Source organism: Azonexus sp. GW821-FHT04F04, from assembly GCF_059420025.1.
In genome coordinates, this window is sequence record NZ_JBWKSX010000007.1 from 49,036 (window position 1) to 61,126 (window position 12,091).

A 12,091-nucleotide genomic window follows, 5' to 3' on the forward strand; every position below is an offset into this window, starting at 1 on the left:
TTTTCCTGAGCGCGGCTCAGGCTCGACGGTCAGTGCCCGGCCGTGGCTGGCTGCGGCGCTCTGGCCGTGATGGATCGCGCACGCCGCGGCCACGCAGGATCAGCGCCGGCACCAGGAACAGGAATAACAGGATGAGGGCTGAAAGGAGCAGGTAATTGTCAAGAATGGCTTGTAACACAGAGCGCTCCGTGGGCTTGTTGCAAAGCTGTCCTCAACCCATTCTAGGCTATTGGTGCACTTTTGATTATCAAGTAGTTGGCCCGAACATCGCCAGGAGCGTCAAGTCGTCAGTGATATCGAAAAACGAATGTTTCGTAGTCGCCTGGATGAAAAGAATAGTGCCAGGCCCAACGTATTGCTCCTGAGTGTCGACGCGAACCCTGGCTTTGCCTTCCAGCACCATATATACCTCGTCTTCCAGATGAGGCGCCTGCATATCCTTTGAGCCTGCGGGGAGCCTGTAGACGGCACAGGACATTTGAGAGCCTCTCAAAAACTCGAAGAAACTAGGCTCCGAACCTGCCACCTTTGCCTTCAGGTCATTTATGTCGAATACCTTCCACATAGCGATACTTCCCCTAATCGTTGACGTTGTACGAAGGTATGTTGCCACACGCCGAGTTGCCCCAAGCAGAAATTCGGAAACGTCTGATGGACTAACCACGCCTTGGGAGAATGGGATGTCCAATCAATATCAGGACCGGGACCCCACCTGTCCACACCAAGCGCTTAATCTGAAGCGTCTGGAATAGCTCCGCGCTGCGTTGATCATCGCTGTCAGTTGCTCTGGCGATAGTAGTAATTCTTCAACGACTATCCCGGCAATCCGTTCGATGGTCGCTTCGGCGGCGGCAGCATCGTGGAACAGGGCGCGTGTTCGGCGGGCCAGGATGTCTTCGATGGTCCGCGCTGCTTCGTGGCGGATGGCGAAGCGAATCATGGCTTCGGTGTAGGGCAGGTTCGGATTCAGCAGCGCGTCGTGGCCGGGCAAGGTGGCAAGCTGCAGGGCATCGGTGCCGTAGCCGATGCTGGCGGGGGCTGTTGTGTAGCCATGCAGTTGCAGCGTTTCAGTCGGGCATGGGACCTCCGGCAAGCCCGCGACCTCGATGGCTCGGTCGATGACCTGTTCGGCCATCAGTCGGTAGGTTGTCCATTTGCCGCCGGTGAGCGTGATCAGGCCGCTCGGGCTGACCAGCACGGCGTGTTCGCGCGACAGAGCTGCCGTGTTGTTCGCGTCGGTGTTGTCGGGATGGATCAGCGGACGCAGGCCGGCGAAGGCACTGCGGATGTCGGTGCGGGTCGGGGGCCGGGTCAGGACGCCCGCTGCCGTGCCGAGCAGGAAGTCAATTTCCTCTTCCAGCGGTTGCGGGTCGTTGAGTTGCTGCAATTCCGGCCGTGGTGTGTCGGTGGTGCCGAGCAGCACCTTGCCTTGCCACGGAATGGCGAACATGACGCGACCGTCCTCGGTTTTCGGGATCATGAGTGCCTGCTGGCCGGGCAGGAAGTCGGCGTCAAATACGAGATGGATACCCTGGCTGGGCGTCAGCAGCGACCGGGCTTTGGCGTCATCCAGCTGACGAACGCTGTCGGCGTGCACGCCGCTGGCGTTGATGATGGCGCGGGCGGTGACGGCGAACTCCTCGCCGGTTTCGGCATCGCGCAGGACGGCGCCGGTGACACGGTCATTGGTCTTGAGCAGGCGGGTTGCCGGCAGGTAATTGAGGCAGGTGGCGCCGAGGTCGGTGGCGGTGCGCATCAGCGTGATGGCCAGCCGGGCGTCATCGAACTGGCCGTCCCAGTAGCGGATGCCGCCGCACAGGCCGGTGCTTTTCAACCCGGGCAGGGCGGCGATGACTTCCTGCCGGTTCAGGCTCTGCGAGGCGGCCAGGTTGTGCCAGCCGGCTAGCAGGTCGTAGAGCTTGAGGCCGCCGGCGAACATCAGGCGATCGATCTGATTCCAGGCCGGGATGATGAAGGCAAGCGGATGGACGAGGTGTGGCGCATTGCGCAGCAGGAAGGAGCGTTCGCGCAGGGCGTGGCGCACCATGCCGATGTCGCCCTGGCGCAGATAGCGGACGCCGCCATGAATGAGCTTGGTGCTGCACATCGAGGTGCCGGAGGCGAAATCGCGGGCTTCGACGAGCAGCGTGCGATAGCCGCGGGCCGCCGCGTCGACCGCAGCGCCAAGGCCGCTGGCGCCGCCGCCGATGATCAGAATGTCCCACGGGCGCAGATCGCGCAGGGCGGCGAGTTTGTCTTCGCGGCTGGTCATGATTCGGCTTTTGCCCAGCCGAGGGTGCGCTGGATGGCGCGGCGCCAGTCGGCAAACAGGGCTTCGCGCTGGTCAATGGCCATCGAAGGCGCGAAGCGGCGTTCGGCCTGCCACAGGGCGGTCAGTTCGGCTTCGTCATGCCAGTAACCGACGGCCAGCCCGGCCAGGTAGGCGGCGCCGAGGGCGGTGGTTTCGGTAACCTTGGGCCGCACCACGGGCACGCCGAGCAGGTCGGTCTGGAATTGCATGAGCAGGTCATTTCGCGCAGCACCGCCATCGACGCGGACTTCCCTGATCGGTTGGCCGGCGTCGTTTTCCATGGCCTGCAGCACTTCGGCGCTCTGGAAGGCAATGGCTTCGAGGGCGGCACGGGCGATGTGGGCGCGGGTCGTGCCGCGCGTCAGGCCGAACAGGGCGCCGCGGGAAGTCGGGTCCCAGTACGGTGCACCAAGGCCGGTGTGGGCCGGCACGAGGTAGACGCCGCCGTTGTCGGGCACGCTGGCGGCCAAGGTTTCGACCTCGCCGGCGCTGGCGATCAGGCCGAGGCCGTCACGCAGCCATTGCACGGTGGCGCCGCCCATGAAGACGCTGCCTTCGAGCAGGTAGGTTGTTTGGCCGTTGCGTTGCCAGCCGACGGTGGTGAGCAGGCGATGCTGCGAGGCGATGGGCTGCGGGCCCGTGTTCATGAGCAGGAAGCAGCCGGTGCCGTAGGTGTTCTTGGCCATGCCGATGTTGAGGCAGGCCTGGCCGAAGGTGGCGGCCTGCTGGTCACCGGCCATGCCGGCCAGCGGAATCTCCGCACCCAGCCACTCGGCGCTGATCGTCGCGATCTCGCCGCTGCTGGCGACGAGGCGCGGCAGCAGGGTGGCGGGAATGCCGAGCAGGGCCAGCAACTCGTCGTCCCAGCATTGGCGGTGGATGTCGAACAGCAGGGTGCGCGAGGCGTTCGACGGGTCGGTGACGTGCTCGCCGGTCAGCTTCCAGGCCAGCCAGCAGTCGATGGTGCCAAAGGCCAGTTCGCCGCGCTCGGCCCGGGCGCAGGCGCCGGGGATGTGGTCGAGCAGCCACTTGAGCTTGGTGCCGGAAAAGTAGGCGTCGAGGACGAGGCCGGTGCGTTGCTGGAAAAGGTCGGCGTGGCCGGCGGCGGTCAGGTCGTCGCAAATCCCGGCGGTGCGCCGGTCCTGCCAGACGATGGCGCGGTGCAATGGTTGGCCAGTGGTGCGATCCCAGAGGACGGTGGTTTCGCGCTGGTTGGTGATGCCGACGGCGGCAATCTGCGTGGCCGACACGCCGTTGTCGCGCAGCGCGGCGCGGGCGACGGCGAGCTGTGCCTGCCAGATTTCATCGGCGTCGTGCTCGACCCAGCCAGGTTGCGGGTAATGCTGGGTGATTTCCTGCTGGGCGAGGCCGTGAATGTTGCCCTGGCGGTCGAACAGGATGGCGCGCGCGCTGGTCGTGCCCTGGTCGAGGGCGAGGATGAACTGCTCGGAAGATGCAGGCATGGCGAACTCCGGCAAGCGTTGTGCGGCCAGTATAGCCGGCCGGGTGCGGGCTTGGCAGCGCTTTCGCGCGCCGCCAGAATTCGTCGGGACTTACAAAATCGCCAGCACGTTTTCCGGCGGACGGCCGAGGGCGGCCTGGTTGCCGTTGACGACGATGGGCCGCTCGATGAGCTTGGGGTTGGCGACCATGGCGTCGATCAGGGCGTCCTGCGACAGCGACGGGTCAGCCAGGTCGAGCGCCTTGTATTCGGCTTCACCCTTGCGGATCAGGGCGCGGGCGTCGGCGAAGCCGAGTTTCTCGAGCAGGCCGCGCAGGGTGGCGGCGTCGGGCGGGGTTTCGAGGTAGGCGACGATCTCGGGTGCTATGCCTTTTTCCTTGAGCAGGGCGAGAGTGTCGCGGGATTTTCCGCAGCGGTTGTTATGGTAGATGGTGACGGTCATGGATTGAGGGCGGTTGAGGATTTCAATTTTGGTCATTTTTTCCGGTTGACCGTGGAATTGCACATTCAGGCCTGTTTTTTCAGCGCCAGGGCGTTGATGCAGTAGCGCAGGCCGCTCGGTGCCGGGCCGTCGGGGAAAACGTGGCCGAGATGGGCGTCGCAGACGGCACAAGTGGTTTCGACGCGCTGCATGCCGTGGCCGGTGTCCAGAATGTAGTTCACGAGGCCGGGCGCAACGGCCTGGGTGAAGCTGGGCCAGCCGCTGCCGCTGTCGAATTTGGTCTGTGCGTCGAAGAGTTCGGTGCCGCAGCAGGCGCAGGCGTAGCGGCCGGGTTCGAAGACGGCGCACATGCTGGAACTGAAGGCATGCTCGGTGCCTTTTTGGCGCATCACGTAGAACTGGTCGGGCGTCAACACGGCTTTCCAGTCGGCCGGGCTGCGCTCGTCGCGACGCGGTGGCAGGGGGTTGCCGTTGCGGATGATCTCGATGATGCCGGCCCAGTCGAGCAGGTCGGTCGTGGTTTGGGGCATGGGGGTCTCCAGGGGTCAGGTGCCGCAGAAGGTCATGTAGGTGGTGGTGAATTCGGTCGGTGCCGGCTCGGCGTATTCCGCATCGCCCGGGCGTTCGTCGAACGGGGCCTGGATGACGGCGAGCAGGCGTTCGAAGGGAGCGAGATTGTTGTCATCGACGGCGGCATCGAGGGCCGCCTCGACGCGGTGGTTGCGCGGGATGTAGCAGGGGTTGGCGTGCCGCATGGCAGCAAGCAGCTCGGCCGGACGTGCCGGCTGGCGGGCTTGCCAGCGGGTGCTCCAGTCGGCCAAGTAAGACGCTTCGCCCATCAACGCGTCGAGGCGCGAGGGGTTGTCGGCTGCGGCGTCGAACAGGGCGCGGAAGGCGACGGTGAAATCGAGACGGTTTTGCTTGAGTAGGCGCAGGAAATCGTCGATCAGGGTGCGATCGGCTTCGGCGTCGCCCGATTCGTCGATGCCGAGCTTGGCCCGGAAGACGCCCAGCCAGTGCACGGCCTGGCGCTCGGGCAGGGCGTCGATGACCGCCGTGGCGGCCTGCACGGCGCGCTCGGCGTCAGTGTCGATGAGCGGCAGCAGGGTTTCGGCCAGCCGGGCAAGGTTCCAGCGGGCGATGCCGGCCTGCTTGCCGTAGGCGTAGCGTCCGGCGCTGTCGATGGAACTGAACACGGTGCCCGAGCTGTAGGTTTCCATGAAGGCGCAGGGGCCGTAATCGATGGTTTCGCCGGACAGCGTCATGTTGTCGGTGTTCATGACGCCATGGATGAAGCCGACGCCGAGCCAGCGCGCCACCAGTTCGGCCTGCCGCTCGCCGACGGCGGCCAGCAGGTCGAGGTAGGGCTGCGGGCTGGCGGCCAGCGCCGGGTAATGGCGGGCGATGACGTAGTCGGCCAGGCGCTTGACCTGTTCCGGCCCCTGGTGAGCGGCGAAGTACTGGAAGGTGCCGACGCGCACATGGCTGGCGGCGACGCGTGTCAGCACGGCGCCGGGCTGGGCGCGGTCACGGCGCACCATGTCGCCGGTCGCCACGACGGCCAGAGAGCGCGTGGTCGGGATGCCCAGGGCGTGCATTGCCTCGCTGATGATGTATTCGCGCAAGGCCGGGCCGAGGGCGCATTTGCCGTCGCCATTGCGTGAAAACGGGGTGCGTCCGGAGCCCTTGAAAGCGATGTCGCGGCGCTCGCCGTTACGGTCGATCACCTCACCGAGCAACAAGGCACGTCCATCGCCCAACTGCGGTGAAAACTGGCCGAACTGATGGCCAGCATAGGCCTGGGCGATTGGCTCGGCCCCTTCCGGCAACCGACTCCCGGCCAGGGTTTCAATGCCTGCCGGCGATGCCAGTTCTGCCGGATCGACCCCCAGCTCGCGGGCCAGTTCGTCGTTCAGACGGATCAGGGCCGGCTTGGTAGCCGGCGTCGGCTTCCAGAGAACGTAGAAATCTTCCAGATCCCGGACGTAGGAGTTGTCAAAGGTAAAAAAACGGGGCGCAGGGGCGTTCATCGAAATCGTCAAAGGAAGGTTGGCTGGCGGAAAAAGTTGCGGTCGGCAGGAATTTTGTCGGAAATCTCCCTGCGGCCACCGCTTCAAGCAATTTCGATGCTAATGGGTGGGTTTGGTTCCCTGGCGGCCGAGAATGGTGCGGGAGCGGGCAAACCGGAACTTTTCGATTTTGGGCAAAATTTCCGGTTGACCGTGGGAAGGCGACAAAGGCTTATTGGTTGCCGGGCTGCAGGTCGTGCTGCAGCCCGTTACGCTTTGCCTGTCCCGGCAGAGAAGACCTGTATCGCGCTTCAAATGCTCCGCAAGCCGTCCACCACCACATACAGTTGGGCCAGGGTTTGCGCGAGACATATCGCGCATGCGTCGCCATCCTTTGAGTCGGCAGCCAGCTCGAGTTGCGCCGCCGCTTCGCCAAGGTCAAAAGCGCCCAGGGTGCGGGCGACCCCTTTCAGGGAATGAGCCATCCGTAACTGCGTTCCCCAGTCGTCAGTATTTCTCGCCTGGATGAAGTCTTTTTCGAATACGGCGCCGTGCGTATCGCGAAACTTGGCCAGCAACCGCAGATACAGCGGCATTTGGCCGACATGGGTCAATCCGACTGCCACGTCGAGGCCTGGAAGTTCAGGGTAGGGTGCGTTCCCGGCATTCCTGTCATCTCGGTGAGCTTCCGGAGGTTCTGGCGGTGGCGCATGGGGCCGCCAGTCCGGGATGCAGGCAACCAGCTGCTCGTAAAAATGCTCCATTCGCACTGGTTTTGCGATATGGCCATTCATTCCTGCCCGGAGGCAATGCTCCTTCTCCTCGAGTAGTGCATTTGCGGTCAGTGCGATGATCGGCAGATCGACATATTCGGATTGCTCGCGCAACCGCCGGGTGGTCATGTAGCCGTCCAGGATCGGCATTTGGACGTCCATCAAAATAACGTCGGGGCGCTTTTCGGATACTGCTTTCAGGCATTCGTCGCCATTCACGGCGAAGCGGGCCGTCAGCCCGGCGTTGGCGAGCAGCTCGCCGATGACTTCACGGTTGATTTCGACGTCTTCCGCAATCAGGATGTCCAAGCCGCTAAAGCGCGACCATTGCCGGACGGCAACCTTGCGCCGTTCGACCGGAGGTGTTTCCGGTGTGGAAACACCCAGACAGTTGGCCAACTCAACATAAAGATGGCGGGCGCAAACCGGCTTGCTGAGCAGGCCGTCGATATCACTGGCAACGCCGTCAAGTTCGCTGTGGTGGCTGTAGGCCGTGATCAGAATTGCCCGTGGCGCGCTCTTGTTCCGCTTGGCATATATGGCGCGCATTTTCCGGATGGTTTCGATGCCATCCATGCCCGACATGCGCCAATCGACGATGCACAACAAGTAGTCCGACGGCACCTCGACATCCATTTTCCGAATGGCCTCGTAGCCGCTGGCGGCGATTTCAGCTTTCAGACCAAGCTGGCTGGTCAGATGGCACAGTATGTTCAGGGAGACCGGATTGTCGTCGACGATCAATACTGGCCGCTGCGCCTGCTCGGCAAGACGCAATCCGAACTCGCGAAGGCCGATACGCCGATCGGGGCCGAGAATTCTGAGGCGAACCGTGAAATGGAAGGTGCTCCCATGTCCCAGTTCGCTTTCCACCCAAATTCGCCCGCCCATCAGTTCGACCAACTGTCGGCTGATCGACAGACCCAGCCCCGTTCCGCCAAAACGACGCGTTGTCGAGGAGTCGGCCTGAGTGAACGGATCGAACAACCGGCCAACCTGTTCTTCGCTCATGCCAATGCCTTCGTCACTGACCGAACAGTGAAGTTCGAGATCGTCCTCGCCGAGCGTCGTGGTTCTGACTTTGACAATGACGTTGCCACCGGTTGAAAACTTCAGGGAGTTGCTGACCAGGTTGGTAAAAACCTGTCCCAGTCTTAGCGGATCTCCCTCCAGCAGGCGCGTATCTTCGTCAATATCATAATAGAGTTCGATTCCCTGATTCTCTGCACGCAGGGCGACCACGCTTGAAAGGCGGTCAAAAACGGACTCGAGTACGAAGGGCGTCTGGTCCATTTCCAGTTTGCCGGCTTCGATCTTCGAAAAGTCGAGGATGTCGTTGATGATGGTAAGCAGGCTTTCCGACGCCGACTTGATCTTCGACACGTAGTTGAGTTGTCGCGCGCTAAGATCGGTGGCCAGGGTCAATTCCGCCATGCCGATAATGGCATTCATCGGTGTCCGGATTTCGTGGCTCATGTTGGCCAGGAATGCGCTTTTTGCCCTGGTAGCAGCCTCGGCGTCGGACTTCGCTTCCTGCAGCTTGGTAACGTCGAAGAACCAGGCGAGGACAGTTGGACTTCCCTCGTAATCGATGTTCATGTAAGAGCCCATGGCCCAGACATGCGGTTCGTCCGGATTGTCGGGAAAGTGAATTTCGACCAGGCGATTGAGTACTGACTCGCCACGGGCAAGGGTGGCGCGGATTTCTTCGAAAACATCCGGATCGGCGTAATAGTGGCTTACCTCTTCGTTATTCACCTCTTCTTGGGTTCTGCGTACCAGATCGCAATATGCCTTGTTCACGAACAGGATGTGGTGGTCTTCAACGCGGGCAATGCGAACAGCCATCGGTGAAGCGGCGAGTACCCGCCCCAGCGTTTCCTGCTGCCGACGCAGTTGTGAGTAATCAATGATTGCTGAACGCGTAGAGATAAACCGGCCGGCGTCATCGAGGACAGCCGATGCCGACAGCAGCACAGGAAAGGTGCTGCCGTTCTTGCGTATCAATTCCAGCGGCAGTTCGCGTATCGCCTCACCGGCATGGATTTTCGGGAAGTTTTGTCTGAATGTCTCGACTGCCGAAGGCGTCAGAAACTCGGTGATTTTCCGTTGCCCGACAAGTTCCTCGCGGGTGTATCCCAGCCAGGCCAGTTCAGTGTCGTTGATTTTCTGGATGAAGCCATGCTGATCCAGCGAGTGATAGCCGCAAGGTGCATGGTTATACAAGTCATCCAGTTCGTCCGCTTGGCGCTGGATCTGCTGCTCGGCAGCTTTCAGTTCTGTGATGTCGTAGAGCAGGACAAAGATGCCCTTTACCGATCCTGGAGGACCATCGGGAATGTAATGGGCCACAATATGTCGCCCGGCTTTGCCAGGATTCGACAAGACGCGTTCAAAGCATTGTCGTTCACCGTTCAGGGCGGCTTGTACGTGTGCTTCTCTGAGGCGGTAGGTCTCTTCGCCAAGTAGCTCCTGCAACCGCATTCCCTTGATTTCTTGAGCGCTTATTCCATACAACTCCAAATAGGCCCGGTTCGCGAAACGATTCCGCAATTCGGTGTCCCAATAGGCAATCATGCTGGGCAGCGCATCGGTGATCGCGCGGGTAAATTGCTCGGTTGCTGTCAGCGCCTCGGTTCGTTGATTGACTGCTAGTTCCAGGTGGTCCCGCTCGTTTTGCAAGTCGAGAAATTGTTCACGAATGACCTGATGAAGGCGGTTGAAATGCTGCAGAAAGGTGCGGATCTCACGACTCCCACTTTCGGGTAGCTCTATCAGTTCCTTGTTTGGCAGAAGGCTGGCGATCTTTGTTGCTGCGTTTTCGAGTGGCTTGAGCTGGCTATTCAAAAGTCGTAGAACCACAATGCCGGTGATGAGCATGGCCAGGATGGCACCAATCCAGATGGTTTGCGTAAGGTCTGCCAGCGGCGCGAGCGCCTGCTTGACCGGGACGTAGGCGACCACCAGCCAGTTGATGTCCTTGATGATCGTTGCGTGGGAGATCAGTTCGTTACCTCCTTCACCTATCGACCACCCGGCACCGGTGAACCCCTCGTTGATCCTGCGCTCCATGAGCGGGTCGGCCACTTCCCCCACAACCTTGGTCAAAACCTTCGATGCATCGGTGCTGGCGACATAGCTCCGTTCGTCGAGCGAGATGACCTGATAGCCCCCAGACGGACCGTTATGGGCAAAATCGGAAATATAGAATTGGCTGCCGGAGCCCAAGTCATCCGAGCCGCAAATAACGGCGACGACGGCTCCCGCCTTGTCCAGCACAGGAACCGCAAAGATGAGATTCGGACGTCCGGAAAATCGTCCGATCAGCGGCATGATGACCGGACGGCGCGTCTCGATGGCGCGAGTGAAATAAGGTGCTGCGCTGTAATCCGCATTGACCTTCTGGCGCTGCGGAACCTCGGCAATCCGGGTTCCTTTTGCCGAAATGACATAAACATCGCGCGCAAAGAAGCGATTGATACTGGGCTGGCTGGACAGGTGATGCTGGACGGTATCGCGGTTAGTCCAGTCTTCGGGTGTCAGACTTTCGGCCACTGCCTGAAGCAAGCCGATTCGCTCCTTCACGCCGTGATCGATCCAGTTGCTAACCAACCCGAGATTGCTTTCCTGTTGCTCCTGCAATTGATCGAGGAAGCTGCTCTTGAGCTGGTTTTCGGCAATCAACGCAAGCGAAGCGAGGCACACAGCCTGTAGCAGCAACACGCCAAAGGTCAGCTGGATTCGAAGCGAATCCCAGTAGTCAGATATCCGTTTCCGGCCCTTCGATTCCATCCGATTTCCTCTGATTTGCGTGGTGAAGCAAGGGTCAGAATAGGTTAGCACCAATGTAACCGCCCTGACATTAGGGATATCGCCAGAAATAACAAAAATATCTGGCGCGTATTTCGCCTAATTTTCACCTCCGTAGGCAGAATGGGCCGACTCTGTTCCACCTTGAGCCAGGTTTGCTTTATTGAAGCGCTGTGATCACTTGTGGCTGGAAATCAAAGTGCGATTATCGTTTGATCGCACCACATCGAGCCGTTCTCTGTTTTTCTCCACTTCGCCACCTGGCAACTGTCCACCCATCGCTCGCGTCGGGGCTCCGTGGATGAGCCAGACCAGTGTGTCAATGTAGTGACATCAAGGCAATAAAGGATTGCGCAAAAGAAAAAGGCAAGGAGATTGATCTCCTTGCCCTATCAGCGTAAACCTCTAAGTTAATCGAAGAGAGTTACACGTTCCAGATTGTTGCAATTATTGATTGCTGCTTTTTTTTCTCCGGTACAGAAAGAGACCAGAGAGACCAAGGCCCAGCAGGGCCAACGAACCGGGTTCTGGTACTGCGCTGCTTCCAACCATCAGGGCGGCGCCGCTGTCTTCGTATGTGAAGCGGTCGACGACAAGGTTCGTACCATCGTAATCGAGAGTGATGTAACCAAACAGATTGCCGAGACTGAAGTCTTGTACTGCAATGTAATTTGAGCCAACGATTTGACCACCAACTGGCATGTACCCACCAGTTGTGCTCCACGGCAGGGAGTTGTTAATGATGGCACCGACCGACAGCCAGTTCAACGACACTTGAGTCGTGTAGGCGCCAGCAGAAGTCCATGTATTGTTCGCGGAACAGCAATCCTCAGCAAGCCCGATGTCGTTTATCGAGTCACCATTGAGGTCAACAGCAAGGGTTCCTTGTGTGGGGAGCAGAATGTTTAGGTCTTGAGTGACGATTGCTGCGTTTGCTCCCGCTGAAAGCAGAAGACACGACAATCCCAAAGATGCGACTGATAGTTTTTTCATTTTTACCCCAAAGTTTGATGATTTATTGATTTGTCGAAAACGCGATCCTCTTAAGCAATAATTAAGCCATGTTTACATAGCGTTGTTTTTAAATTAAATATTTGTATATTGTGACCACTTGATATGCCTGATGTAAAAATTTCCGACATCAATTCCCCGGTTTTTATGCTTTTAAAGAAATTTTGGGAATATATCCAAATATGAACTCCGTTTGCTCTGTGATGGGCGGGTTACAGGGCTGTCTGAACATGTAAAGAAGATGAAACTGATCGTTGAACAAACAGAGTTTCA

At 59.8% G+C, this 12,091-nt stretch carries 9 protein-coding genes; all 9 read right to left on the reverse strand.

Annotated features, from left to right (window positions below; translation table 11 throughout):
- Positions 1 to 16: 16 nt before the first annotated feature.
- The 9 genes from AC07TV_RS14215 to AC07TV_RS14255 all read right to left on the reverse strand — a co-directional run bounded on the left by AC07TV_RS14215 (position 17) and on the right by AC07TV_RS14255 (position 11,800).
- On the reverse strand, positions 17 to 178 hold the full coding sequence (locus tag AC07TV_RS14215) for a hypothetical protein (RefSeq protein ID WP_494649030.1): 162 nt from the start codon (positions 176 to 178) through the stop codon (positions 17 to 19).
- 69 nt (positions 179 to 247) lie between these two features.
- Complete coding sequence (locus tag AC07TV_RS14220; protein WP_494649031.1) at positions 248 to 565, reverse strand: cupin domain-containing protein; 318 nt, start codon at positions 563 to 565, stop codon at positions 248 to 250.
- 129 nt (positions 566 to 694) lie between these two features.
- Positions 695 to 2,272 (reverse strand): glycerol-3-phosphate dehydrogenase/oxidase, encoded by a 1,578-nt coding sequence (locus AC07TV_RS14225; protein ID WP_494649032.1) that lies wholly within the window; start codon positions 2,270 to 2,272, stop codon positions 695 to 697.
- Entirely contained in the window at positions 2,269 to 3,774 is a 1,506-nt protein-coding gene (gene glpK / locus AC07TV_RS14230; RefSeq protein WP_494649033.1) for a glycerol kinase GlpK, read from the reverse strand. Before glpK ends, AC07TV_RS14225 begins: the two co-directional genes overlap by 4 nt.
- A gap of 90 nt (positions 3,775 to 3,864) precedes the next feature.
- Positions 3,865 to 4,251, reverse strand: coding sequence for an arsenate reductase (glutaredoxin) (arsC, locus tag AC07TV_RS14235; protein ID WP_494649034.1), 387 nt, complete (start codon positions 4,249 to 4,251; stop codon positions 3,865 to 3,867).
- A 29-nt stretch (positions 4,252 to 4,280) separates the two neighbouring features.
- Positions 4,281 to 4,745 (reverse strand): peptide-methionine (R)-S-oxide reductase MsrB, encoded by a 465-nt coding sequence (gene msrB, locus AC07TV_RS14240; protein ID WP_494649035.1) that lies wholly within the window; start codon positions 4,743 to 4,745, stop codon positions 4,281 to 4,283.
- Positions 4,746 to 4,760: 15 nt separating this feature from the next.
- Entirely contained in the window at positions 4,761 to 6,245 is a 1,485-nt protein-coding gene (locus AC07TV_RS14245; protein ID WP_494649036.1) for a protein adenylyltransferase SelO, read from the reverse strand.
- Between the two features lie 290 nt (positions 6,246 to 6,535).
- The gene (locus AC07TV_RS14250) at positions 6,536 to 10,789 is read right to left on the reverse strand and encodes a response regulator (protein WP_494649037.1); all 4,254 of its coding nucleotides are present in this window, start codon (positions 10,787 to 10,789) and stop codon (positions 6,536 to 6,538) included.
- 465 nt (positions 10,790 to 11,254) lie between these two features.
- Positions 11,255 to 11,800 (reverse strand): PEP-CTERM sorting domain-containing protein, encoded by a 546-nt coding sequence (locus AC07TV_RS14255; protein WP_494649038.1) that lies wholly within the window; start codon positions 11,798 to 11,800, stop codon positions 11,255 to 11,257.
- Positions 11,801 to 12,091: the final 291 nt, after the last annotated feature.

Coding starts and splice junctions, on each gene's coding strand:
- AC07TV_RS14245 (WP_494649036.1), bottom strand. CDS start 6,245: ATGAACGCCCCTGCGCCCCGTTTTTTTACCTTTGACAACTCCTACGTC.
- arsC (WP_494649034.1), bottom strand. CDS start 4,251: ATGACCAAAATTGAAATCCTCAACCGCCCTCAATCCATGACCGTCACC.
- glpK (WP_494649033.1), bottom strand. CDS start 3,774: ATGCCTGCATCTTCCGAGCAGTTCATCCTCGCCCTCGACCAGGGCACG.
- AC07TV_RS14225 (WP_494649032.1), bottom strand. CDS start 2,272: ATGACCAGCCGCGAAGACAAACTCGCCGCCCTGCGCGATCTGCGCCCG.
- AC07TV_RS14255 (WP_494649038.1), bottom strand. CDS start 11,800: ATGAAAAAACTATCAGTCGCATCTTTGGGATTGTCGTGTCTTCTGCTT.
- msrB (WP_494649035.1), bottom strand. CDS start 4,745: ATGCCCCAAACCACGACCGACCTGCTCGACTGGGCCGGCATCATCGAG.
- AC07TV_RS14250 (WP_494649037.1), bottom strand. CDS start 10,789: ATGGAATCGAAGGGCCGGAAACGGATATCTGACTACTGGGATTCGCTT.
- AC07TV_RS14220 (WP_494649031.1), bottom strand. CDS start 565: ATGTGGAAGGTATTCGACATAAATGACCTGAAGGCAAAGGTGGCAGGT.